Origin of the sequence: Streptomyces sp. NPDC007088, from assembly GCF_042869355.1 — a bacterium.
Lineage (GTDB): Bacteria > Actinomycetota > Actinomycetes > Streptomycetales > Streptomycetaceae > Streptomyces.
On the sequence record NZ_JBIAFO010000028.1, the window covers coordinates 40,477 to 64,353 of the forward strand.

The window sequence follows — 23,877 nt, forward strand, 5'->3', positions numbered from 1 at the left end:
CATGACATTCCTTCTGTGCGGGTGGGTGGGGGTGGAACGGCGGCCCGGCCCGGGGCGGCGGGGCGGTACGCGGTGGAGTCCGCGCACCGCCCCGGGGCTCAGTGCCTGAGCCAGACCGCGGTGTCCTGCGGGAGCCTGCCACTCTCGTCGAGAGAGCCGCTGGCCAGCAGGACGGCTGAGTGCGCGGGGAGCGGTGCGGGCTCCCGCGCGAAGTTGACGGCGCATACGAGGCCGTCGGGCCGGGTGAAGGCGAGGACGCCGGGGGCGGCGGTCAGCCATTCCATGGGTCCGTCGCCGAAGCCGGGCTCACTCGCGCGCAGCCGCAGCGCCGCGCGGTAGAGCGAGAGCATCGAGGAGGGGTCGGCGGCCTGGATGTCGGCGGCGTACGCGGACCAGCCCTCGGGCTGCGGCAGCCAGGGCTCGCCGGTCGAGCCGAAGCCGCTGTACGGGGCGTCCGCGATCCAGGGCAACGGCACCCGGCAGCCGTCCCGGCCCGGGTCGACGCCCTGGGAGCGGAAGTACATCGGGTCCTGGATCTTCTCGCGCGGGATGTCCGCCTCGGGCAGGCCGAGTTCCTCTCCCTGGTAGAGGTAGACGGAGCCGGGCAGGGCGAGGGAGAGGAGCGCTGCGGCGCGGGCCCTGCGGGTGCCCTGTTCCAGGTCGGTGGGGACGCCGAAGCGTTTGCGCTCGAAGGCGAAGCCGGTGTCCTCGGCGCGGCCGTACCGGGTGACGGTGCGGGTCACGTCGTGGTTGCACAGCACCCAGGTCGCGGGCGCCCCGACGGGGGCGTGCTCGGCGAGGGTGCCGTCGATCGCGGCCCGCAGCCGGTCCAGGTCCCAGGGGCAGGTCATGAAGTTGAAGTTGAACGCGGTGTGCAGTTCGTCGGGGCGCAGGTAGCGGGCGAAGCGTTCGGCGTCGGGCATCCAGACCTCGCCGACGAAGACCGCTCCGTACTCGTCGGCCACCCGGCGCCAGGAGCGGTAGACCTCGTGCAGTTCGTCCCGGTCGATGTAGGGGTGCGGGCCCTCGCCCTCGACGAAGTCGGGCAGCTCGGAGTCCTTGGCGACCAGGGCGGCGGAGTCGATGCGGACGCCGGCCACGCCGCGCTCGAACCAGAAGCGCAGGACGTCCTCGTGCTCCTGGCGCACCTCGGGGTGGTCCCAGTTGAGGTCGGGCTGCTGCGGGGTGAACAGGTGGAGGTACCACTCCCCGTCCTCGACCCGGGTCCAGGTCTCGCCGGAGAACTCGGAGGGCCAGTCGTTGGGCGGCAGTTCACCGCTCTCGCCACGGCCGGGGCGGAAGTGGAAGCGCTCCCGCTCCGGGCTTCCGGGGCCCGCCGCGAGGGCGGCGCGGAACCAGGCGTGCTGGTCGGAGACGTGGTTGGGGACGATGTCGACGATGGTGCGGATGCCGAGCTGACGGGCCTCCGCGATCAGCTTCTCGGCCTCGGCGAGGGTGCCGAAGGCGGGGTCGATGGTGCGGTAGTCCGCGACGTCGTAGCCGCCGTCGGCGAGCGGCGAGAGGTACCAGGGGGTGAACCAGAGGGCGTCGACCCCCAGTTCGGCGAGGTACGGCAGCTTGGCGCGGACGCCCGCCAGGTCGCCGGTGCCGTCTCCGTCGCCGTCCGCGAAGCTGCGCGGATAGACCTGGTAGATGACGGCCGAGCGCCACCAGTTCGAGCCGGCGGACTCCCGAGAGCTGCCTTCCATGCGATGTGTTTCCTTTCGGGCGTGAGAGCGGGCCCCGCAGAGCCGGTGTCGTCCCGGTGGGGCTTTCCGGTGGGGCTTTGTTGGTTCGGGACTGCGCACCGCCGCCCCCACAGCGGGGAACGGGAGTGGACGGCGGTGCGCAGGATCGGTCCGGCGGCGCCGGTGGGCGCGGGCCGGCTCAGCCCTTGGTGGAACCGGCGGAGATACCGGCGATGATGTGCCGCTGGAAGACGAGGAAGACCAGCACCATCGGGATGCTCGCGATGACCATCGCGCCGATCTGGGTGCTCTGCGAGATGTTCTGCGAGAGCTGCACCAGAGCCACGCTGATGGGCTGTTTGTCGGTGTCGGAGAACACCATGAGGGGCCACAGGAAGTCCTGCCAGACGGCGACCAGGCCGAGGATGGAGACCACGGCCAGCACCGGCCGGGACATCGGCAGCAGGATCGACCAGAGCTGACGGAGTTTGCCCGCCCCGTCGATCTCGGCCGCCTCCAGGACGTCCTTGGGTATCTGGTCGAAGAAGTTCTTCAGCAGGTACAGGTTGAAGGCGTTGGCGACGGCCGGCAGCCAGATGCCCAGCGGGTCGTTCAGCAGGCTGGTGTGGATGAGCGGCAGGTCCGCGACGGTCAGGTACTTCGGCACCAGCATGGCCTGGGCGGGCACCATGAGCGTGGCGAGGATGCCGCCGAGGATCACCTTGCCGAAGGCGGGACGCAGCTTCGACAGGGAGTAGGCGGCGGCCGTGCAGAACACGATCTGCAGGGCCCAGGCCCCGGCCGCCTGCACGACGGTGTTCCACAGGTGCCGGGGCAGGTCCATCTGGTCCCAGGCGTCCGTGTACCCGGAGAAGTTCCACTGTTCGGGGAACAGGGTGGGCGGGGTGCGGGTGAGTTCGTCGGCCGGTTTCGCCGCCCCGGTGATCATCCAGTACACCGGGAAGAGGAAGGCGAGGGCGAAGGCGATCACCACGACGGTGAAGATCACCCAGTAGATGATCCGGCCCTTGGGGCTGGCCAGGGCCAGCGGCGAGACGAGCCCCCGGATGCCCGGGGTGCTGGCCCGTTCTCTTTTGCGGGAACCGGTCTTCTGCATCGGTTCGGTGGGCGGAAGCACGGTGGTCATGACGCTGTTCTCCTCTCTCGGTCCTTGGGTCTCAGTCCTTGGTGCGGGTGAGCCACAGGTAGCAGGCGGAGAACAGGCTCAGCAGAACCAGCAGCATGGCGCTCAGGGCGCAGGCCCCGCCGAAATTCTGATAACTGAAAGCGTACTTGTAGATCAGGTACAGCACGGTGGTGGTGGAGCTCTCGGGCCCGCCGCCGGTGATGACGAAGGGCTCGGTGAACACCTGCATCGTGGCGATGATCTGGAGCAGCATCAGCATCAGCATGATGAAGCGGGTCTGCGGGATGGTGACGTGCCGCACCCGCTGCCAGATGTTCGCCCCGTCCAGCTCCGCCGCCTCGTACAGCTCCCCGGGGATGCCCTGGAGGGCGGCGAGGTAGATGAGGACGGTGCCGCCCATGTTGGCCCACGTGGAGACGAGGACCAGCGAGACGAGCGCGGTGTCGGAGCTGAAGATCCAGTCCGAGGTGGGCAGATGGAGGAAGCGCAGGACCTCGTTGATCAGACCCGCGCCCGGATCGAAGAACCACTTCCACAGCAGGGCGCTGACCACCGGCGGGATCATCACCGGGAGGTAGACCACGACGCGGAAGAATCCCTTGGCGTGGCGCAGTTCGTTCAGGACGAGCGCCATGACGAACGGGACGGCGAAGCCGATCACGAGGGCGAACACCGTGAACATCGCGGTGTTCTTCCAGGCGGTGGCGAACTCCGGGTCGTGGAAGACGGCCGTGAAGTTGTCGAAGCCCACCCACTCCGGGTCGGAGCCCGGGATGTACTTCTGGAAGGCGATGATGATCGCCCGGATCGCGGGATACCAGGAGAACAGGGCGAAGCAGACGACGCCGCCGACGAGGAAGGCGTAGGCGCGGAGATTGTGTACGAGGGCGCGGCGCCGGCGGGCCGCGCGCTCGTGGCCCGCCGGGCGGGCCGCCCCCCGCTGTACGGGGGGCGGCGCCGCGGCGGACCGCTGAGGTTCCTGAGCAGTCTTCATGGAGTGGTCAGCCTCGGGCGAGAATGCCGTTGATCTTGGTGTCGGCGTCCTTGAGCAGGCCGTCGATGTCCGCGTCCTTCTTGGTCAGGACGGCGGAGACGGCGGCGTCGAGGACCGAGTAGATCTGCTGGGCCTTGGCCGGCTCCAGCTTCGGCTTGACGGAGTCGGCGCCGTCGAGGAACGCCTGGTAGTTCTCGACCGGGACGTTCGCGTACTTCTTCTTGAGCGCGAGGTCCTTCTGGTCGGTGGCACCGGTCCACAGGCGCGGCTCGGGCAGACCGACCGGGGCCTTGTTCTCGGAGGCGCGCTGCCAGTCGTTGAGGCCCTTGCCCGGGGTGTTGGTCTGGAACTCCAGCCACTTCAGGCCGGCCTTGATCTGCGCCGGGGTGTCCTTCTTGTTGAACATGTAGCCGTCTCCACCGGCCAGGGTGCCCTTGCCGCCGGGCATCGGGGCGAGGCCGAGGTCCTCGTAGTTCCCGCCCTTCTCCTTGACCAGGATCGGGATGTTGTCCGGGGCGGAGACGTACATGCCGAGCTTGCCGGAGCCCATCATCTGCTGCACGTCGTTGAGGATGAGCAGCTGCTTGGAGCCCATCGAGTTGTCCCGGAACCGCATGTCCTTGAGGTTCTGCAGGACGGCCTTGCCCGCGGGGGTGTTGACGGCCGACTTCTTGCCGTCGGCGCTCACCACGTCGCCGCCCTGCGAGTACATCTCGGCGGTGAAGTGCCAGCCGCCCTGGTTCTGCGCGCTGTAGTCGGCGTATCCGACGACGCCCTTGCCCAGGCCCGCTATCTTCTTCGCCGCGGCCTGGACCTCTTCCCAGGTGGCCGGCGGCTTCTCGGGGTCGAGGCCGGCCTCCTTGAAGAGCTTCTTGTTGTACAGGAGGCCCATCGAGTAGTTGGTGCGCGGCACGCCGTACACCTTGCCGTCCACGGTGTAGACGTCCCGCAGGTCCTGCCGGATGTCCGAGTAACCCTTCATGTCCTTGACGTACTGCGTGATGTCCGCGGCCTGGTTGATGTCGACCACGTGCGAGGCGTCGGTGAAGTACGTGTAGAACACGTTCTCCATCTGGCCGCCCGCGAGCTTCGCGTCGAAGGTCTTGGGGTCCTGGCAGGGGAACGCGTCGTGCCCGACGATGTCGATGTCGGGGTTGGCCTTCTCGAACGTCGCGATGTCGTCCTCGAAGCTCTTCCGGTCGATCTTGGCGCTCTTGGGTGGCATGCAGTTGACGGTGATCTTCGTCTTGCCGCCCTTCGCGGAGTCGTTACCGTCGTCGTCCGAGCCGCAGGCGGCCAGGCTGGTCAAGGCCAACGCGGACACTACGGCGGCGGTACAGGTACGGCGGAACCCGGAGCTTCTCATCGGTGGACCCCTCTAGGGATGGGAAACCCACAGCTACTTCGCTGTGTGGCGGCGCTCACTCAATCACCAACTACGAATGTCCGCAAGATGTCGCTCCGATTTCGCAAATCTTTGACAGGGCGTTGGATGCGGTGGCCGCGGAGGGGGCCGGGGAGAAGTCCCCGCGAGCGCGGGCGCGACAGATCGTCCGAGGCCGCGCGACCGGCGGTCAACCCCCGTACGACCTGCGGCGCTTCAGGTGGGCCCGCACCACGACGAGGGGCGGGCGCGCGAGGTGCGGGCGGGGCACCCCGGCCGGGCGGGCCCGGCCTTCGCCGACTCCGGTACGGGCCTCCTGGGCGACGGCGGGCTGCCCGGAACAGAACCGGGACCAGTCGGAGACGCAACGGTGTTCTGAAAGTTATGGACTTCCGGCGCTCCGGCCCTTGACGGGGTCGCGCGGCCCGCGACGCGCCGGCCTCGTGAGCCACGGCCGCCCGCGGCCGGGGACCGCACCCTACCGCCGGAACCTCCGCAGGCGCCGGTGAACGGGCCGGAATCGTCCGGCGCCACGAAGAAGCCCCCGCGGGCTGACCCGTGGGGGCTTGAGGGGCGTGCGGTCCTCCCGTGCCCGTCCGGGCCGGAAAGAGTGCTCAGAGGCCGCGCGGGGCCTGCGCGGTGGAGCCGCGGACCACCAGCTCGGGTTCGAACAACAGCTCCCCCGGCGGCACCGTGCGGCCGCCGATCTGCAGGGTGAGCAGTTCCACGGCCGCGCGCCCCATCGCCTCGATCGGCTGACGCACGGTGGTGAGCGGGGGCTCCGCGCAGTTCATGAAGGCCGAGTCGTCGTACCCGACCACGGATATCCGCCCCGGCACGTCGAGGCCCCTGCGCCGCGCGGCGCGCACCGCCCCGAGGGCGAGCGGGTCGCTCGCGCAGATGATGCCGGTGACCCCGTTGTCGAGCAGCCGGGAGGCCGCCGCCTGCCCGCCCTCCAGCGAGAACATCCCGCGTACGACGCGCTCCTCGGGCAGTTCGCTCCCGGCCGCGGCCGCTACCGCGCGGGCCATCGCCAGTTTGCGCCGCGAGGGCATGTGCCCCTCGGGGCCCAGGATCAGCCCGATGCGCTCGTGACCGAGCGAGGCGAGGTGGCGCCACGCCTGTTCCAGCGCCACCCCGTCGTCGCAGGAGACCGCGTTGAAGCCGAGGGTCTCGATGGCGGCGTTGATGAGGACCACCGGGATCTGCCGCTCGGCGAGCACCTTGTAGTGGTCGTGCGAGGCGTCCGCCTGCGCGTACAGTCCCCCGGCGAACACCACTCCCGACACCTGTTGCTGGAGCAGCAGCTCGATGTAGTCCGCCTCCGAGACACCGCCCTTGGTCTGGGTGCACAGCACCGGGGTCAGCCCCTGCTGGGCGAGCGTTCCCCCGATCACCTCCGCGAACGCGGGGAAGATGGGGTTCTGGAGTTCGGGCAGGACCAGACCGACGAGCCGGGCACGCTCCCCGCGCAGTTGGGTGGGGCGCTCGTAGCCGAGGACGTCGAGTGCGGTCAGCACGGACTGCCGGGTGGCCGCGGCCACCCCCGGCCGGCCGTTCAGCACCCGGCTGACCGTGGCCTCACTGACCCCGACCTTCTTGGCCACCTGAGCAATTCGTCGCGTCATGAGCGCAAGATTAACGCAGCAGTTGCAAACTGTATGACGTCGAAGGTCGGACATCTTCAGTAGTTGACCGAAACCAGGACGAACACCGGTCAGGACTTCGCAGGCACGCGGCGCCCATCTCGCGCCGTCCCGCCCCAACCCGCCGTCTTCCGGCTCTGGTTACGCGCGAGGGCGACCGTACACACCCGCTCCGACGGACCCTGGGACCACCAGTCAGGAATTCACGAAATATTGTCGAAGTCTTGCTGACCCCTGCGCGACACATCTAGGGTGAGCGCCACGTTCCACTCTCGTGAGACCACCGGTCGCACGACGGGAGCCGCGACCCCCACCGTCGCCCTCCCTCGTGGCATCGGGGCCGTGCCCCAGGGCACCTTCCACCGCCCCGACAGCCGCCCTTTCCACCCCACAGGAAGGCGCAGCTCACTCCATGTCCAGTGATGACAAGAACATGACAACCCCTGCACGGCCCCGCTCCCGCCGACGCGGTCTCCTCCCGCTCGCGGTGGCCGTGGCCGCCGCCGGGACGACGGCGGCGCTCCTGGTGCCCGTGTCCTCGGCGGCCCCGCTCCCGGCGGGTGCCGCGGGCCGCGTCGCGGCCGCCGCGGGGGCCGATCTGCCTTTCACCTCGGTGGAGGCGGAGGACGCGCGCAGCGAGGGGAGCGCGGTCGGTCCCGACCTGACGCAGGGAACCGTGGCCTCGGAGTCCTCCGGGCGCCGGGCGGTAAAACTCGCGGCGGGGCAGAGCATCACCTTCACCGCGCCGGTCGCGGCGAACGCGCTGACCGTCGCCTACAGCGTCCCGGACGGCACCTCGGGGAGCCTGGACGTCTCGGTGGGAGGCGAGTCCACGGGCGCCTCGCTCGCGCTGACCTCGAAGTACTCCTATGTCGACACACCCTGGATCGTCGGCTCGAAGACGCACCACCTGCTGGACAGCGCGCGCGTGCTGCTCGGCCAGGACGTCGCGGCCGGGGACGAGGTGACGCTCACCGCCTCGGCCGAGGTGACCGTGGACGTCGCGGACTTCGAGAAGGTCGCGCCGCCCGCCGCGCGGCCGGCCGGGTCCGTCTCGGTCGTCGACAAGGGGGCCGATCCCTCGGGCAAGGCCGACTCCACCCAGGCGTTCCGCGAGGCGATCGCCGCCGCGAAGGGCGGAGTGGTGTGGATTCCGGAAGGCGACTTCACGGTGGGTTCCTCCCTCAGCGGGGTCGAGAACGTGACGCTGCGGGGCGCGGGCAGCTGGTACTCGGTCGTGCACTCCTCCAGCTTCGTCAACCAATCCTCGTCCGCGGGTGACGCGCATCTCGCGGACTTCGCGGTCATCGGCGAGGTCACCGAGCGCAACGACTCCAGCCCCGACAACTTCGTCAACGGCTCGCTGGGTCCGGGCTCCTCCGTCTCCGGCATGTGGGTCCAGCACCTCAAGGTGGGCCTGTGGCTGACCGGGAACAACGACGACCTCGTGGTGGAGGACAACCGGATCGTCGACACGACGGCCGACGGGCTCAACCTCAACGGCAGCGCCAAGGGCGTGCGGGTACGCGACAACTTCCTGCGCAACAACGGTGACGACGCGCTCGCGATGTGGTCGCTCAACGCCACGAACTCCGATTCCGTCTTCGCGTCGAACACCGTCTCGCAGCCCAACCTCGCCAACGGCATCGCGATCTACGGCGGCAGGGACATCACCGTCAAGGACAATCTGGTCTCGGACACCAACGCGCTGGGCAGCGGCATCGCGATCTCCAACCAGAAGTTCGCGGACCCCTTCTTCCCGCTGGCCGGCACCATCACCGTCTCCGGCAACACGCTGGTGCGCACCGGGGCGCTCAACCCGAACTGGGGCCATCCGATGGGGGCCCTGCGGGTCGACGCCTACGACAGCGACATCGAGGCGACGGTGGACATCACCGACACCACGGCGACCGACAGCCCGTACGGCGTCTTCGAGTTCGTCTCGGGCGGCGGCACCGGGAAGGCGGTGCGCAACGTGACCGTGGACGGGGCGCGGATCGACGGGGCGGGCACCGTGGTGGTCCAGGCCGAGACCCCGGGCGAGGCACGGGTCAGCGGCGTGACGGCCTCCGGGGTGGGCGCCGCCGGGGTCTACAACTGCCCGTTCCCCACCGGCGCCGGCGCGTTCACGGTGACCGACGCGGGCGGGAACTCGGGCTGGGACTCCACGTGGGAGGACTGCGGCACGTGGCCGGAGCCGAAGTAGCGGCCGCGCACCGGTAGTGCGGGGCGTGTCCCGGCAGGGCGCGGGTGCGCGCCCTGCCCGGGACCGCGGCGCGGGCGGGCGGCTCCGGTCCGGTTCACCCCGACGCGAGCCGACGTGCTCCGGTCCGGTCCACCCCGACGCGAGCCGACGGTCCTGTTCGCCGGTGGGGTTCGGCAGTACGGTCAGCGGCGCTCTGTCGCGAAGGGGCAGCGGTCGGTTCAGCCGTACAGCGCGGGCCGCGGCGCGAGGCTCACGGCGACCCGCTCCCCCGTCTCCAGCGCCCGTACCCCGGCCTCGGCCACGACGGAGGAGACGTACCCGTCCCAGGCGCTGGGTCCGGTGACGCGTCCTTCCCGGGCCGCGTCGACCCAGTTCTGGAGTTCGCGGTCGTAAGCCCCGGCGAAGCGCACCAGATAGTCCTGGGCGACCTCCTCCCCCACCGTTCCCGGGGTCTGCACGACCATGGTGTGCTCCTCGCCGATGCGGGCGCTGCCGCCCTCGCACACGGCCTCGACACGCACCTGATAGGCGAAGCGGGAGTTGACGTAGATCTCGACGTCGACGAGGGCTCCGCCGGAGGTCTCGAACACGACGAACTGCGGATCGCTCAGGCCGTCGGGCGCGTGGGTGGTGGGGCGGGGCCGCAGCACGGTGACGGCGGTGATCTCCTGGCCGAGCAGCCAGCGGGCCGCGTCGATCTCGTGCGAGACGGAGCTGTTGATGAGCATCGCGGAGGTGAAGCCGGGCGGGGAGGACACGTTGCGGTGCGTGCAGTGCAGCATGAGCGGCCGGCCCAGCCCTCCCCCGTCGAGCAGCGTCTTCAACCGCTGGTACTCGCGGTCGTAGCGCCGCATGAAGCCGATCTGCGCGAGCCGGCCGCCGGTCGTCGTCTCGGCCTCGACCAGCCGCAGCGCGCCGCGCGCGTCGGGCGCCATGGGCTTCTCGCACAGCACCGGCAGCCCGCGTTCGAAGCAGGCGAGCAGGGCGGCCTCGTGGGCGGGGGCCGGGGAGGCGACGAGTACCGCGTCCACCCCGGGAGCGTCGAGCGCGGACGTCAGGTCGGCGCGCACCGCGCAGTCCTCGATACCGCGGGCGGCCTCGGCGGCCCGCGCCGTGTCGGGATCGGCGACGGCGGCCACCCGCGCCCCGCTCACCACCCGGTCGAGCCGGCGCACATGGTCCGCTCCCATGTGCCCGGCCCCGAGCACCGCCACGCCCAGCAGTCCCATGCCGCGCCCTCCTCGTCCTCGTCCTGGCCGCACCCGCCCACCGGCCGGGGATCGCGGCACGCCCGGCGGCCAGCGTAGATCACGAGGGCAGCGGGCGCGGGGAGTCGGTTTCTCCGGGAGAGATCCGAGGGGCCGTACGGGGATGACGGGAGTGTCCTTCGCCGGAGGTGGTCCTCGGCCGCGGTCCACCACGCGGAATCCCCTGGCGGCCCACCACCACGAGGGGGGAGACTCGCTGTCTGTCGACCAGGCCGACCCGTCACCCCCGAAGGGATGCCCGGCTCTTGAGGCAGAAACCTCTGAAGCAGAAGACCCCCCACTCCGTCCCCCGCACCCCGCCCCTGGACCACCAGTACGCCGGTGAGCACCCCTTGCGGACCCTCGGCTACCTGTTGCGTCCCGACCGGGCCAGGTTGTGGGGCGCGGTGCTCGTGTTCGCCGTCAAGCACATACCGGTGTGGCTGCTGCCGCTGGTGACCGCCCACATCATCGATGTCGTGGTGGAGCGCCGTCCGGTCTCCCAGTTGTGGTGGAACACGGCCGCCGTCCTGTTCGTCCTCCTGCTCAACTTCCCGCTCGCGCTGCTCTTCTCCCGCCTGCTGAGCACCTCGATCCGCCGCACCGGCACGGAGTTGCGCGGTGCGCTCTGCCGCCGTATGCAGCACCTCTCGATCGGTTATCACTCAAGGGTGAGCGCCGAGGTGCTGCACACCAAGGTCATCCGGGACGTGGAGGCGCTGGAGCAGATGCTCCAGCAGGTGGCCAACGGCGGGCTCGGCGCGCTGATGACCCTGCTGGGTGGTCTGGCCGTCATCGGTTTCCAGGCCCCCGTCGTCCTGCCGCTGTTCCTCGTCGTCGTCCCGCTCGCGGCGCTGCTGGTACGGCGGTTGCGCGGGCGCATCCGGGACGACAACGAGGCGTTCCGCGTCGAGGTGGAGCGGCTGTCCACCCGCGTCGGCGAGATGACCACGCTCATCCCGATCACCCGGGCCCACGCGCTGGAGCCCACCGCGCTGCGCCGCGTGGACAGCTCGCTTCAGCGGGTGCTGACGGCCGGGTTCCGGCTCGACATGCTGGGCGGCCGGTTCGGCGCGCTGTCCTGGATTCTGCTCAACGTCATGGCGGTCGCCTTCCTCTCCGGGTCGGCGCTCGTCGCGTACTACGGCTGGTTCGGGATCTCCCCCGGTGACGTCGTGATGATCAGCACCTTCTTCACGGGGCTCACCGCCTCGGTCACGGGCCTGCTCAACCTGATGCCGATCGTGTCGCGGGGCCTGGAGTCGGTGCGTTCGGTGGGCGAGGTGCTCCAGGCGCCCGATCTGGAGATCAACGAGGGCAAGGCGCGGGCCGGGGCGGTGCGGGGCCGCTTCGAGTTCCAGCACGTGGGACACCGCTACCCGGACGCGGCCGAGTACTCCGTCCGGGACTTCAGTCTCACCGTGCGCGAGGGTGAGACGGTGGCGCTGGTGGGCGGTTCCGGGGCCGGCAAGTCGACGGTCCTCAACCTCGTCATCGGCTTCCTGCGGCCCACCGAGGGCCGTGTCCTGCTCGACGGGCAGGACTTCTCCACGCTCGACCTGCGGACCTACCGGCGTTTCCTGTCGGTCGTGCCGCAGGAGTCGATCCTGTTCGAGGGCACCGTCCGCGAGAACGTGGCCTACGGATTGGGTGAGGAGGTGTCCGAGGAGCAGGTGCGCTCGGCGCTCGCGGCGGCCAACGCCCTGGAGTTCGTGAACCGGCTGCCGCACGGCGTCGACACCGTGGTCGGCACGCGCGGCTCACGGCTCTCCGGCGGCCAGAAGCAGCGTCTGGCCATCGCGCGCGCCCTGGTCCGCGATCCGCGGGTCCTGGTCCTGGACGAGGCGACCTCGGCGCTCGACAACCGTTCCGAGGCGCTCGTGCAGGAGGCGCTGTCCCGGCTGATGCGGGGGCGCACGGTGTTCGTCGTGGCGCACCGGCTCTCGACCGTCCAGGACGCCGACCGGATCGTGGTCCTGGACCACGGACGGCTGGTGGAGAGCGGTACGCACGAGGAACTGCTGAGCGGCACCGGACCGTACGCGACGACGCTGCAGCCCCGGGCGCACCGCCGGTGACCCCGCCCGCCCCCGGCTGCCCGGCGGGCGGGGACCGGGCGGTGCGGTGCAGTCTGGAGGGGTGACGGCGCACTCGCCGGGCACCCGGACCCGGGACTTCGGAGGTATGTCCATGACGGAGGAGCGGAACGTGGCCGAGACCTGTGCGGGGGTGAGCGTGCCCGCGACCCGGCTCGCCCGTGAGGCGACCGAGCTGGTGCGGGACACGACCCCGGAGCTGATCTACCACCACTCACGGCGCGTCTACTGGTTCGGCAGCCTTCTCGGCCGGCACCGGGACCTGAGCGTCGACCCGGAGCTGCTGTACGTCGGGGCGATGTTCCACGACCTGGGGCTCGGCGAACGGCACCGGGACAGCGGTCGCCGTTTCGAGGTGGACGGCGCGGACGAGGCCCGCCGCTTCCTGCGCGCCCACGACGTGCCCGAGGACAGCGTGCGCCGGGTGTGGACGGCCATCGCCCTGCACACCACTCCGGGCATCCCGGCGTACATGGAGCCCGAGGTGGCCCTCGTGACCGCGGGAGTCGAGTACGACGTGCTCGGCATCGGTTTCGGGGACATCTCCGCACGGGACCGCTCGGCGGTCACGGAGCTGCACCCGCGCCCCGACTTCAAGCGGCGCATCCTCGAAGCCTTCACGGAGGGTGTCGCGCCGAAGCCGGAGACGACGTTCGGCAACGTCAAGGCGGACGTGCTGGAGCACTTCGTGCCCGGCTACCGGCGCGGCGACTTCGTCACGACGATCCAGGAGTCGGCCTGGCCGGAGTGACCGGACGCGGCCGCCCCCTCCCCCCGGTCGGCCCGCACCCGCGCGGCGCGCTCCTCAGTGCGCCGGGTAGGCGTCCGTGACGCAGTCGCGCCGGCAGCCCCGGGCCTCGTAGCGTTCGCGCAGTACGGCGGCGGCTAGCGGGGGCGGTACGCAGGGCTGGCCGAACTGGGTGGTGGCGAGGTGGATCACGGCGGCGACCCGGACCACGGCGGGCTCCGCCCTCGTGGCCCGGCGGCGGGCCTGTGCGATCGCCATGTCGGCGGCGCGCCGCGCGTCCCCGGGGAAGCGGTCGACGCGGGTCCGCGCCTCCCGGCCGGGCAGGAACGGGCGCACGGCCCGGCCCCCCGCGCGCACCCCGACCAGGACGCACAGCAGCCCCGCCACCACACACAGCGCACCCGCCATGCGACGGCCCCTCCCCGCGTACGAGAACCGGCTACAACAGCTCCCACCTTACGGTCGGTTGCGGGCGTGCAGCACTCCGCCGGGGTGCCGGCGCGCCCGTACCGGCCCCCCGGCCCGGCCACCGCTCGCGTCCCGCGGGAACACGGCGTGCACGGCGACGGCGGCGAGCGCGACGCCCGCCGCGAGGACGAGCGTGCCGGTGGGGGAGGACCGGGTGGCGAGCGGACCGGCGACACCCGCGCCGGCGCCGTAGGCGGCGATCTTCAGGCCGGCGCCCGTCGGAGGGGCGCCCCTGATATTCGCTCGACCTGTCCTCCGCTCCCGGCCTACCGTGCCCGGGTGTTGATGAGTGCCGAGTCCGTGATCGTCCTGCTGGACCGCCTGGAGGCGGCCGGTTGTGCCGTGTGGGTGGCCGGGGGCTGGGGTGTCGACGCGCTGCTCGGTACGCCGACGCGGCCGCACGAGGACCTGGATCTCGCCCACCGGGCCGATCAGGCGGCGCAGTTGGCGGCGGCCCTGGGCGCACTCGGCCATGTACTCGCCGAGGACGCCCGCCCGGTGCGCTGGGTGCTGCGCGACGGGCGGGGACATCAGGTGGACCTCCACCCGCTCGTCTTCGCGGCGGACGGGAGCGCGCGGCAGGAGTCGTACACGCCGGGGCGGCCGTACGCGTACCCGGCGGACTGCTTCGTCACCGGGAGCATCGGGGGCCGGACCGTGCCCTGCCTGTCGGCGCGGCAGCAGGCCGCCTTCCACACGGGTTACCCGCCCAGGGAGCGCGATCTCCTCGACATGCGGAGCCTGCGGACCGCCTTCCCGGAATTCCCGGACCCCTACCGGGAGCAGCCGTGACGGCCGCCCGCGCCAGGCTCACACTCGACCTCGTACGTCCCCTGGTGCGGGAGGCCCTGGGGCGGGCGCGCCGGGCCGTGGGCGTTCAGCGGCTCATGGGGGGCTCCAAGAAGGGCACGTACCGCGTCGTCCTGGACGACGGCACGACGGTCGTGGTGCATGCGTGGACCGCCGACGAGGACTACTGGCCCGGGGCGCGGGATTCTTCGCGGGACGATCCGGCCGACCCGTTCTCACCGGGGACCGGCTTCGGGCTGTTCGCCTCGGCGGTGCGGGAGTTGACGGCGGCCGGGGCGAGGACCCCCGAGGTGTACCTGTTGCGGGAACCGTACGCCGTCGTCCAGGACCTGCCCGGCCCCGGCCTTGAGGAGCTGCTCGACCGTGACCCGGCACGGGCCCGGTCCCCGCTCGACGAACTCGCCCAGAGCCTGGCCCTGATGCGGGAACGGAGCGGGCCGGCCCCCGGGAAGGCGGGCCCGGTGCGTGCGGGTCACCGGACCGGGCGGGGCACCACCTGCGCGGGCATGGTGTACGACAGGGCGCTCGCGGATCTCGCGGAGGCCGCGGCCCGGGTGCCGGCGATCGCGGAGGTACGGGAGCGGGTGCGGGGCGCACTTGCGGAGCGCTACGGGAGGGTGGCGCCGCGCGAGGAGTTGTCGCTGGTCCACGGCGAGCTGGGCCCGGACCATGTCCGGCTCGACGCGCGACTGCGGCCCGTACTGATCGACGTCGAGTCCACGATGTTCTTCGACGCGGAATGGGAGCACGGCTTCCTGCGCCTGCGCTTCGGCCACCACTACCCACGCCTGGTGCGCGGCGTCGCGCTGGACCCGCACCGGCTGTCCCTGTACGTCCTCGCCCATCGCCTGTCCCTTGTCGCCGGCCCCCTGCGGCTGCTCGACGGCGACTTCCCCGACCGGGCGTCCATGCTGTCGGTCGTGCGGGCGCACACGGCAGGAGTGCGCGCGGCCGTGGGGAGGTAGGGCTCTCGCCGCGTCACCGCTCGCCGCGTCCGGTCCGTGGACGCTCGCCGAGCAGGACCGCGCAGGACGCGGCGGTCAGCAGTCCGCTGGTGAGGAAGACGCCGCGCACCCCGACGAGCGGCAGGAGCAGTCCGCCGAGCCCCGCGCCGGCCGCGATTCCGGCGTTGTAGACACCCGAGTTGGCGGCGAGCGCGAGGTCGGTGCGGCCCGGCGCGCAGTGCAGCATCTCGTTCTGGGTGGCCATGAAGACCGGTCCGAGCGCGGCCCCCGTCAGGGACAGGAACACCACCGCGGCCACCGGTTCGGAGCCGGCCGCCCACAGGCCGAGCAGGCCCGCCGTCTGCGTGGCCACGGCCGTGGTGAGCGTGGCGTGCGGGTGGCGGTCGAGTACGGCACCGGTGAGGCTCACCCCGATCAGGCAGGCGACTCCGAAGGCCACGAACAGGGCGTTGACCGCGTCCGGCGAGAAGCCGCTCACCTCCCCCAGGAACCTCACGACGTAGGTGTATCCGGCGAACGCCCCGGTCGCGGAGAGGGCTCCGGCCACCAGTACGGCCCTGAACCGCCGGGTGTCGGGGCTGGTTCCGTAGGCGGCGTGCCCCTCCTCCGGACGTGAGGTCGGCAGCAGGACGGCGATCGTGACCAGGGACAGCAGCCCCAGGCCCGCGAGCGCGGTGAGGGGGACCGGCCAGTCGGTGCCGCGGCCCAGCCAGGTTCCGGCGGGGACACCGAGTACGAGGGCGAGCGAACCGGCGACGGACAGCGCTCCGACCACGCGTCCGCGCGCCTCGGGCCGGAACAGGCCCACCGCGACGGGTCCCGTCACCGCCCAGAACAGCGCCTGGGCGAGCGCGGTCAGCAGCCGGGCGGCGAACAGTGGCCAGTAGGCGCCGGCCACCGCCGCGACCAGGCTGGACACGACGAGCGCGGTCAGCAGCGCCGTGAGCACGTGGCGCCGGGGCACGGCCCGCACGAGGTGGGCCAGCGGCAGGGAGGCCACGGCGACCGTGACACCGTACGCGGTGATCAGGTAGCCGACCGCGGACAGCGACACCCGCAGCCCCGCCGAGATGTTCTCCAGGAGACCGACCGGCAGGTTCTCGGCGGTGTTGAAGGTGAAGGCGGCCAGCATCAGCGCGGCGAGCACCGCCCGCCCGCGCCCGGCGGGCAGCCGGCCGACGGCCGGGGCGTCGATTCCCGCCACGGTCCCCCTCTCCCCCCTCTGGGCTCCTTCCCCCGGGGACGGCCCGGCGGACGTGGTCAGCCGCCGAGCCCCTCGGCGGCGGCGCGGTCGAGCGAGGCGGTGAGGCGGGTGAGGCGGGAGCGCAGCTCGTTGATCTCGTCGAGATCGAGGCCCGTGGCGCTCGCGATGGAGCGGGGAACCCCGCGGGCCTCGGCGCGCAGCGCGGTGCCCCGCGGGGTCAGGCGGACCGAGACCGACCGCTCGTCGCTCGCCAGCCGCTCCCGGCGTACGAGACCCGCGGCCTCCAGCCGCTTCAGCAGCGGGGAGACGGTGCCGGAGTCCAGCCGCAGCAGCTCTCCTATGCGCTTGACCGGCAGCTCTCCGTGCTCCCACAGGACCAGCATCACGAGGTACTGGGGGTAGGTGAGACCCAGTTCGCGCAGGGCGATGCGGTAGACGCTGCCGAAGGCGCGGGAGGCCGCGTTGAGCGAGAAACAGATCTGACGGTCGAGCAGCAGGAATTCCTCGTCCGGGGTGCCGAGCGGCGTCATGTCCTCCATGACTCCAGAGTAACGCCTCCGGAGGATTCAGTTGTGCACAACTTAATTGTGTGCTCTACTGGCGTCACGGTGAACGACGGTGAGCAGCACCGGGCACCGGCGATCGAGAGGGATGGTTTTCATGGACGCGCTCTACACCGCTGTGGCCACCGCCAACGGACGCGAGGGCCGGGCGGTCAGCTCCGACGGACAGATCGACCTCACCCTGGCGATGCCCCCGGCGCTCGGCGGTGACGGCAAGGGCACCAACCCGGAGCAGCTGTTCGCGGCCGGCTACGCCGCGTGCTTCGCGAGCGCGCTCGGGCTCGTCGGCCGGCAGGCCAAGGTCGACACCTCCGACATCTCAGTGACCGCCGAGGTCGGCATCGGCAAGGACGGCGAGAGCTTCGGGCTCGCGGTCACCCTCCGGGTCGAGCTGCCCGACGAGATCGAGGCGGCCACCGGACAGAAGCTGGTCGAGCAGGCCCATCAGGTGTGCCCCTACTCCAAGGCCACACGGGGCAACATCCAGGTCGACCTCGTCGTCGAGTGACCTCCGCCGCGCCGCTGCCGCCTTCTCGGCACACGGTGCGATGAGAAGTGACAGCGCTGCGGGCCGGACCCCTCGGGGGTCCGGCCCGCAGCGCTGTCGGTCGTGGTGCGCCCGGTCGCTGTCCTCAGTCCTCCGACACGACCGGGCGGATCAGCGCGCGCAGGGAGCGTTCCCCGAGCGGGGTGAAGGCGCGGGCGGCGATGCGGCCTCGCCGGTCGAGGACCACGGTCACCGGGATCGTCTGCGGGAAGGTGCCCCGGGGAAAGGCGAGGAGCTTACGTCCGTCCGGGTCGTAGAGGCTCGGATAGGTGATCTTGTGGGCCTTCTCGAAGGACCGGGCGGCGGCGCGGCTTGCCTCGCGGGTGTTGATGCCGAGGAAGGCCACCCCCTGCTGCCGCGTCTGCCCGGCGACCTTCGCGAAGGCGGGCGCCTCGGCCCGGCAGGGAGCGCACGTGGACTCCCACACGTTGAGCACCACGATCTTTCCCCGGTAGGCCGAGGTGTCCAGCGGCCGTCCGTCCACGGTGGGGCCGGAGAGTTCCGGTGCCCGCTTGCGGTCCGGGGCCGGCACCCTGAGGAACCCCTCGGCGTCGCCCCGCACACCGCGGGCGTCCGCGCCGTCCGTGGTCCCCCCGCACGCCGTCAGCAGCAGGAGCCCCGCGACGACGGCCGTCGCCGCGCGCACCGCCCCGCGCCGACGGGAGGAACCGGGGCGGGGCAACGGTGATCGCGTCGTCATGGGGAGCAGCATGCCACGGCGTCCGTCCGGCCTTCCCGGGTCTGCCCCGCGTGCGGGCGGGCCTGCCCGGCGTCGACCGGGACGGGTGGGAAGCTTGGCGCCGTACCGCCCTCTCCGGGCGCCGCGGCGTCGGCGCCCCGCGCACCCGGAGCACCACACTGAGTACCGTCCCCGCCGAGATCCTGTCCGTGGCCGTCCTGCTCGCGGTGCTCGCCTTCGCCGTGGCCCGGCCCCGTGGGTTGCCGGAGGCGGCGGTGGCCGTGCCCGGCGCGGTGCTCCTGGCGGGCGTCGGCGCGGTGAGCCCCTCGGCCGCGTGGGACGAGGTGCGCACACTGCTGCCGGTCGTCGGCTTTCTCGCGCTCGTCCTGATGCTCGCCCGGCTCTGTGCCGACGAGGGCTTGTTCAGGGTCGCGGGGGCCTGGGTGGCGCGCTGGTGCGGGGCCAGCGCGCCCCGGATGCTGGGCGGCGTCTTCGTGGTGGCCGCCGTGGTGACGGCGGTGCTCAGCCTCGACGCGACCGTGGTGCTGCTGACCCCGGTGGTGTTCGCGACGGCGGCGCGGGCCGGGGCGCGGGCCCGGCCGCACGTGTACGCCACGGCCCACCTGGCCAACTCCGCCTCGCTCCTGTTGCCGGTGTCCAACCTGACCAACCTGCTGGCCTTCGGCGTGAGCGGGCTGTCCTTCCTGCGCTTCGCGGGGCTCATGGCGGCGCCCTGGCTCGCGGCGATCGCGGTCGAGTACGCCGTGTTCCGCCGGTTCTTCCGCGCCGACCTCGCGGCGGGCGCCTCGGCCCCGCCCCCGGCGGAGGAGGCGCCGCGCGCGCCGGTCCTCACCCTGGTCGTGGTGGCGCTGACCCTCGCCGGGTTCGTGGGCGCCTCTCTGATCGGCCTCGCACCGGCCTGGGCCGCGCTCGCGGGTGTCCTCGTCCTCGCCGCGCGCGGACTGCGGCGGCACACCACGGGCCCGCGCGCGCTGGTGGACTCGGCCTCACCGCTGTTCTGCGTGTTCGTCCTGGCGCTCGGCGTGGTCGTCAGGGCGGTGGTCGACAACGGTCTGGAGTCCGGCCTCGGCCGGCTGCTGCCCTCGGGCGACTCCTTCTGGTCGCTGCTCGCGGTGGCGGCGCTCGCCGCGCTGCTGTCCAACGTCATCAACAATCTGCCGGCCGTCCTGGCGCTGCTGCCGATCCTCTCGCCGCACGGCCCGGGACCGGTCCTCGCGGCCCTGCTCGGCGTCAACCTGGGCCCGAACCTCACGTACGCGGGCTCGCTCGCGACGCTGCTGTGGCGCCGGGTCCTGCACCACCACGGGGAGAACGCCTCCCTTGGGGCGTTCACCCGGCTCGGCCTGATCACGGTCCCGCTCACCCTGCTCGCCTCGACGGCGGCTCTGTGGGCCGGGCTGCGGCTGACCGGCGGCTGAGGGGGGGGCGCGGCCGGGAAAGGCGCGCGCGAGTGATCCCCCGCGCCCAGAGGGGCCTCGGGGGATCACGGGTGGGGCGCGGATCAGCCCTGTCGGGTCTTCTGGCGCGGGTCCTTGCGGTTGAGGACGTAGACACGGCCTCGACGGCGGACCACCTGGGCGCCCGGCTTGTTCTTGAGCGCGCGCAGCGAGTTGCGGACCTTCACGGTTGCGCCTTCCGGTCGGGGCAGTGCGTCGGCGCCGTACTGCCGGTGATGGACATGCCAACACGGGCGGGGCCTGGTTCATTCCGGCGCGGAGCGACGGTGACCTGGGCCGGAAGCGGGACGAGTCTCCCGGAGCGCGTCTACGGCGAGCGGGTGGCGCCCCCGGTGTACGCCGCGTCCCGCTCCCTGGTGGCCGCCCGCCGGTGGTCCCTGCGGCCGGCCAGGACGTCGGCGAGGGCCAGCACCAGGGCCCCGAGGACGAAGGCGACGGAGACGTACAGACCGTGGTCGAGCGCGGTGGACCAGCCGTCCTCTCCCACCCGTGCGAAGAACACCGAGCCGACCGCGGCGATACCGATCGCGGAGCCGACCCGCTGTCCGGTCTGGAGCGTGCCGCCCGCACTGCCCGCCCGGTGCACCGGCACCTCGGACAGGGTCAGCGTCTGGTTGGGGGCGATCACCAGTCCGCTGCCGAGGCCGGCGAACAGGAGGGGCACGAGCATCGCCCACCCGGCGCCCTGTCCGGGCACCTGATGGACGGCGAAGGCCGTACCCGCCAGGCCGATCGCGACCATGGTCAGGCCGAGCGCGACCAGCGGACGGCCGAAGCGGTCCACGAGCCGTCCGCCGAGGCCGGCGGCCGCGCCCGAGCCCACGGCGAAGGGCGTGATGGTGAGCCCCGCCTGCAGCGCGCTGTAGTGCAGACCGTTCTGGAGGTACAGGGTGGTGACGAAGAAGATCGAGGTGAAGCCGGCGAAGTAGAGCAGGATCAGCGAGGAACCGAGCCAGTACGAGCGGACCTTGAACAGCGACAGCTCCACGACGGGCTGCGCGCCCATCGCGCCGCACCGCGCCTCCCACCACACGAACACCCCGAGGACGGCCGCCGCGACCACCAGCAGCAGGTACTTGGCGTTGCCGTGCCACTGCTGGGACTGGACGAAGGGCAGCAGCAGCGCGAGCACCCCGCAGCCGAGCAGTACGACGCCCAGCGGGTCGAGCCGGCGCAGCCCCACGGGGTGGGCGTCCGGGGTGTCGGGCAGCAGGCGGCGGGCGAGCAGCAGACAGAGAGCGCCGAGCGGCAGGTTGACGTAGAAGACCCAGCGCCAGCCCTCCTCGGTCCCCGCCGCCTGGATCAGCAGCCCGCCCAGCAGCGGGCCCACGGCCGTGGAGATCCCGACGACCGTGCCGAACATGCCGAAGGCCTTGCCGCGTTCACGGCCCCGGAACATCTGCTGGATCAGGGCGGAGATCTGCGGGGCGATCAGGCCGCCGGAGGCGCCCTGCACCAGCCGGGAGATCACCAGCCACATGCTCGACTGGGCCGCGCCGCAGGAGGCGGAGGCGAGCGTGAACAGCGCGAGCCCGACCATGAACACGCGCCGCCTGCCGCGTGCGTCGCCCAGCCGCCCGGCCGGGATCAGGAACAGCCCGAAGGCGAGCGCGTACCCGGACAGGACCCACTGGAGGTCGGACTCGGGGGTGCTCAGGCCCTTGCGGATGGAGGGCAGCGCGACGTTGACGATCGACACGTCGAGCAGCGTCATGAACCCGGCGACGAGGCAGACCGCGAGGGCCTTCCACCGCCGGGGGTCCGGCTCCTCGGGCGCGGGGGCCGGAGGGTTCGCCGACTGGTCCTGGGCCACGTGCTCTCCTTCGTACGCGGGGTCCGGCGCCCCTGTCCGGTCCGTCCGCCGGGGCTCCCCGTGCCCCTGGTACCCGTCCCGAGCAGAGTATGGCCAGTTCTCCCGCGCCCGCCTGCCGAGGAACGCCGGCCCGCCTCCCGGGCCTGGGGCGGGAGGCGGGCCGGGCCGTTCGGAGCAGCGTCCACGTCCGGGCGGGCGGGTGTCGTGGTGTGCTGGGCGGGCAGCCGGGCCGGGGAGGGGGCCGGGAGGCCGCGGACGGAGAGGTGGAAGCGGTGGCGACGAGCACGGTCGGCCGGGCGACGGAACGGCTCTCGGCCCTGGGCGGACGAGGGGCGCTGCTCGCCCTCAGTTTCGCCTCGGGCGCGGTGGACGCGCTCGCCGTCGTCGCGCTGGGCGGTGCCTTCGCGGGCGTCATGACCGGCAATCTGGTCTTCCTGGGCGCGGCGGCGGCGGGGCGGGCGCCGGAGGGCGCGTGGGCGCCGGGCGCGGCGCTGTGCGGTTATGTGCTCGGCTCGGCTCTCGTCGCGCCCCTGCTGCACCCGGTCGGCGCCCGTTCCGCCGAGCGGGGGGCGTGGCCCGGCCGGGTGCTCGCGGTGCTCGCCGCCGAGGCCCTGCTCCTGGCCGCGGTCGCGGCCGGCTGGGCCTGGTCGGGAACCGATGCCGGGCCGCCGACGCGGTACGTCCTGCTGGGGCTGCTCGCCACGGCGATGGGCGCGCAGGCTTCGGCGGTACTCGCGCTGGGCCCCACCGGGGCGCCGACCACGTTCTTCACGAGCACGCTCACGACGCTCGTGCTCGGTGTGTCCGCCGGGCGGGCCACGGCGGCCAACGGCTGGGCCGCGGCCCGTCTGCTGTGCCTGGTGGCGGGCGCCTGTTGCGCGGTGCTGCTGCGTCGCGCCCTCCCCCCGTGGGCCCCGGCGCTGCCCGCGGTCCTCGTCGCGGTGGTGGCCGTGTCCGGGGCGCTCGCGGCGCGGCGGGCCCGGACGGCGGACTGACGCGCCGCGGCGCGGTTCCTTTTGCGGGCCGCGCGTGCGCACCGCAGCCTGGGACACATGACCTCTGCGAGTGCAAGGAACCCGGCGGGCGCCGCGGTCCCGGCCCACACCTCGGGCCCGGGGCACACCGTCGTGCGCTACGGACCGGACACGGCCGCGCACGTGCTCAGCGTGTACGAGGACCCGCGCTGCCCGTACTGCAAACGGATGGAGAACGGTCTGGGCGCGGTGTTCCAGGAGGCGGCCGACGCGGGCCGGATTCGCGTCGACCACCACTTCGCGACCTTCATCGACGAGAACGCGGGCGGTACCGGCTCCCTGCGCGCGCTCTCCGCGCTCGGCGCCGCGCTGGACGAGGGCAGTGAGCAGTTCGTCATGTACCTGCGGGTGCTGTTCGCCGAGCAGCCGCCCGAGGACGAGGACCTGTTCGCGGACACCACGACGCTGGTGCGGCTCGGCGCGGAGGTGCCGGGTCTGGACACCCCCGGGTTTCGCGAGAAGGTCACGGACGGGACGTATCTGTCGTGGGCCCGAGCGGTCTCGGACGCCTTCGACCGCAGCGGCGTGCGGGCGACCCCGACGGTGCTGCTGGACGGGGAGCCCCTCACGGTCCTGGGCCCGGAGGGTTACGCGGTGACCCCCGAGGCGTTCGAGGCGCAGCTGCCCGGCTGAGTCCGGTGTGCGCCCCCTTCGCCCGGGTACGCGAGCCGGGCGCGCCCCCGTGCTTCCGAGTGGCCGGGACAGCGGGGGGCCGTGAAGATGACCAGAGCGAGGGCGCGGCCCGTACGGGTCCGTGCCGCGAGACGAGGAGGCCGCATGGCAGGCGAGAAGGACGCGCAGAACATGCCGCGCGTCGTCACTCCGGACGACGAACTGCACACCGGTGCCCAGGACGAGGTGACCCCGGAGGACCTCGTCCAGGCCACGGGCCGGGACGTGACCCCGGAGAACCTGGAGTGGGCCCGCAAGAAGATCGCCGAAGAGGGACGGGAAGCCATCGAGCGGCTGCTTCCCTGAGCGCCGCGGCCGGTCGGTCGTGGCCGCGCGGCGGCCCCGGCAGTGACGGGGTGGTGGGGGGGGACCCCCGGCGGGGGCGCCCCCCCCCCCGGGGGGGGGGGCGCGCGCGGCCCCCCGCCCGCCCCCCCGGGCCCGCCCCGGGGGTACCGCCCCCCCCGCGGGGGAACACTTACAACCCCCCG

The 23,877-nt window shown here is 72.5% G+C and carries 22 protein-coding genes; 10 read left to right on the plus strand and 12 right to left on the minus strand.

Annotated features, from left to right (window positions below):
• Positions 1 to 98: 98 nt before the first annotated feature.
• The 5 genes from ACFYMP_RS29545 to ACFYMP_RS29565 form a co-directional block, all read right to left on the minus strand.
• Positions 99 to 1,709 (minus strand): glycoside hydrolase family 13 protein, encoded by a 1,611-nt coding sequence (locus ACFYMP_RS29545; protein ID WP_388863249.1) that lies wholly within the window; start codon positions 1,707 to 1,709, stop codon positions 99 to 101.
• A 178-nt stretch (positions 1,710 to 1,887) separates the two neighbouring features.
• On the minus strand, positions 1,888 to 2,805 hold the full coding sequence (locus tag ACFYMP_RS29550) for a carbohydrate ABC transporter permease (RefSeq protein WP_388863291.1): 918 nt from the start codon (positions 2,803 to 2,805) through the stop codon (positions 1,888 to 1,890).
• Positions 2,806 to 2,866: 61 nt separating this feature from the next.
• On the minus strand, positions 2,867 to 3,829 hold the full coding sequence (locus tag ACFYMP_RS29555; RefSeq protein WP_388863251.1) for a carbohydrate ABC transporter permease: 963 nt from the start codon (positions 3,827 to 3,829) through the stop codon (positions 2,867 to 2,869).
• Positions 3,830 to 3,836: 7 nt separating this feature from the next.
• Positions 3,837 to 5,195: an ABC transporter substrate-binding protein gene (locus ACFYMP_RS29560; RefSeq protein ID WP_388863253.1), complete on the minus strand. Its 1,359-nt coding sequence runs from the start codon at positions 5,193 to 5,195 to the stop codon at positions 3,837 to 3,839.
• Between the two features lie 632 nt (positions 5,196 to 5,827).
• Complete coding sequence (locus ACFYMP_RS29565) at positions 5,828 to 6,841, minus strand: LacI family DNA-binding transcriptional regulator (RefSeq protein WP_388863256.1); 1,014 nt, start codon at positions 6,839 to 6,841, stop codon at positions 5,828 to 5,830.
• Positions 6,842 to 7,292: 451 nt separating this feature from the next.
• On the opposite strand from ACFYMP_RS29565, the gene ACFYMP_RS29570 reads away from it, so the two are divergent.
• On the plus strand, positions 7,293 to 9,065 hold the full coding sequence (locus ACFYMP_RS29570) for a glycosyl hydrolase family 28-related protein (protein ID WP_388863258.1): 1,773 nt from the start codon (positions 7,293 to 7,295) through the stop codon (positions 9,063 to 9,065).
• A 218-nt stretch (positions 9,066 to 9,283) separates the two neighbouring features.
• Here ACFYMP_RS29570 and ACFYMP_RS29575 read toward each other — a convergent pair whose 3' ends face one another.
• Positions 9,284 to 10,294 (minus strand): Gfo/Idh/MocA family protein, encoded by a 1,011-nt coding sequence (locus ACFYMP_RS29575; RefSeq protein WP_388863260.1) that lies wholly within the window; start codon positions 10,292 to 10,294, stop codon positions 9,284 to 9,286.
• A gap of 284 nt (positions 10,295 to 10,578) precedes the next feature.
• On the opposite strand from ACFYMP_RS29575, the gene ACFYMP_RS29580 reads away from it, so the two are divergent.
• Positions 10,579 to 12,390, plus strand: coding sequence for an ABC transporter ATP-binding protein (locus ACFYMP_RS29580; protein WP_388863262.1), 1,812 nt, complete (start codon positions 10,579 to 10,581; stop codon positions 12,388 to 12,390).
• A 112-nt stretch (positions 12,391 to 12,502) separates the two neighbouring features.
• Positions 12,503 to 13,159 (plus strand): HD domain-containing protein, encoded by a 657-nt coding sequence (locus ACFYMP_RS29585; protein WP_388863264.1) that lies wholly within the window; start codon positions 12,503 to 12,505, stop codon positions 13,157 to 13,159.
• Between the two features lie 54 nt (positions 13,160 to 13,213).
• Here ACFYMP_RS29585 and ACFYMP_RS29590 read toward each other — a convergent pair whose 3' ends face one another.
• Entirely contained in the window at positions 13,214 to 13,564 is a 351-nt protein-coding gene (locus ACFYMP_RS29590) for a hypothetical protein (RefSeq protein ID WP_388863266.1), read from the minus strand.
• Between the two features lie 345 nt (positions 13,565 to 13,909).
• Between ACFYMP_RS29590 and ACFYMP_RS29595 the strand changes: the two genes are divergently transcribed.
• Together ACFYMP_RS29595 and ACFYMP_RS29600 are read left to right on the plus strand one after the other, a co-directional pair.
• Complete coding sequence (locus tag ACFYMP_RS29595; RefSeq protein WP_388863293.1) at positions 13,910 to 14,416, plus strand: nucleotidyltransferase domain-containing protein; 507 nt, start codon at positions 13,910 to 13,912, stop codon at positions 14,414 to 14,416.
• On the plus strand, positions 14,413 to 15,399 hold the full coding sequence (locus ACFYMP_RS29600) for an aminoglycoside phosphotransferase family protein (RefSeq protein ID WP_388863268.1): 987 nt from the start codon (positions 14,413 to 14,415) through the stop codon (positions 15,397 to 15,399). The genes ACFYMP_RS29595 and ACFYMP_RS29600 overlap by 4 nt, the downstream gene beginning before the upstream one ends.
• 13 nt (positions 15,400 to 15,412) lie before the next feature.
• On the opposite strand, the gene ACFYMP_RS29605 is transcribed toward ACFYMP_RS29600, so the two are convergent.
• Complete coding sequence (locus ACFYMP_RS29605) at positions 15,413 to 16,531, minus strand: MFS transporter (RefSeq protein ID WP_388863295.1); 1,119 nt, start codon at positions 16,529 to 16,531, stop codon at positions 15,413 to 15,415.
• Positions 16,532 to 16,659: 128 nt separating this feature from the next.
• Complete coding sequence (locus tag ACFYMP_RS29610; RefSeq protein WP_388863270.1) at positions 16,660 to 17,142, minus strand: MarR family winged helix-turn-helix transcriptional regulator; 483 nt, start codon at positions 17,140 to 17,142, stop codon at positions 16,660 to 16,662.
• A 121-nt stretch (positions 17,143 to 17,263) separates the two neighbouring features.
• On the opposite strand from ACFYMP_RS29610, the gene ACFYMP_RS29615 reads away from it, so the two are divergent.
• The gene (locus tag ACFYMP_RS29615; RefSeq protein ID WP_388863272.1) at positions 17,264 to 17,674 is read left to right on the plus strand and encodes an organic hydroperoxide resistance protein; all 411 of its coding nucleotides are present in this window, start codon (positions 17,264 to 17,266) and stop codon (positions 17,672 to 17,674) included.
• 124 nt (positions 17,675 to 17,798) lie between these two features.
• Here ACFYMP_RS29615 and ACFYMP_RS29620 read toward each other — a convergent pair whose 3' ends face one another.
• Complete coding sequence (locus tag ACFYMP_RS29620; protein WP_388863274.1) at positions 17,799 to 18,413, minus strand: TlpA disulfide reductase family protein; 615 nt, start codon at positions 18,411 to 18,413, stop codon at positions 17,799 to 17,801.
• Positions 18,414 to 18,571: 158 nt separating this feature from the next.
• On the opposite strand from ACFYMP_RS29620, the gene ACFYMP_RS29625 reads away from it, so the two are divergent.
• The gene (locus tag ACFYMP_RS29625; RefSeq protein WP_388863297.1) at positions 18,572 to 19,831 is read left to right on the plus strand and encodes an SLC13 family permease; all 1,260 of its coding nucleotides are present in this window, start codon (positions 18,572 to 18,574) and stop codon (positions 19,829 to 19,831) included.
• A gap of 83 nt (positions 19,832 to 19,914) precedes the next feature.
• Here the strand turns inward: ACFYMP_RS29625 and ACFYMP_RS29630 are convergent, their stop codons facing one another.
• Together ACFYMP_RS29630 and ACFYMP_RS29635 are read right to left on the minus strand one after the other, a co-directional pair.
• On the minus strand, positions 19,915 to 20,037 hold the full coding sequence (locus tag ACFYMP_RS29630; protein ID WP_363147329.1) for a 50S ribosomal protein L36: 123 nt from the start codon (positions 20,035 to 20,037) through the stop codon (positions 19,915 to 19,917).
• Between the two features lie 140 nt (positions 20,038 to 20,177).
• The gene (locus ACFYMP_RS29635; RefSeq protein ID WP_388863277.1) at positions 20,178 to 21,683 is read right to left on the minus strand and encodes an MFS transporter; all 1,506 of its coding nucleotides are present in this window, start codon (positions 21,681 to 21,683) and stop codon (positions 20,178 to 20,180) included.
• Positions 21,684 to 21,955: 272 nt separating this feature from the next.
• Between ACFYMP_RS29635 and ACFYMP_RS29640 the strand changes: the two genes are divergently transcribed.
• The 3 genes from ACFYMP_RS29640 to ACFYMP_RS29650 all read left to right on the plus strand — a co-directional run bounded on the left by ACFYMP_RS29640 (position 21,956) and on the right by ACFYMP_RS29650 (position 23,695).
• Complete coding sequence (locus ACFYMP_RS29640; protein ID WP_388863279.1) at positions 21,956 to 22,678, plus strand: YoaK family protein; 723 nt, start codon at positions 21,956 to 21,958, stop codon at positions 22,676 to 22,678.
• Between the two features lie 57 nt (positions 22,679 to 22,735).
• Positions 22,736 to 23,350 carry a DsbA family protein gene (locus tag ACFYMP_RS29645; RefSeq protein ID WP_388863281.1) on the plus strand — a complete coding sequence of 205 codons (615 nt, stop codon included), beginning with the start codon at positions 22,736 to 22,738 and terminating at the stop codon, positions 23,348 to 23,350.
• Between the two features lie 144 nt (positions 23,351 to 23,494).
• On the plus strand, positions 23,495 to 23,695 hold the full coding sequence (locus tag ACFYMP_RS29650; protein WP_388863283.1) for a hypothetical protein: 201 nt from the start codon (positions 23,495 to 23,497) through the stop codon (positions 23,693 to 23,695).
• Positions 23,696 to 23,877: the final 182 nt, after the last annotated feature.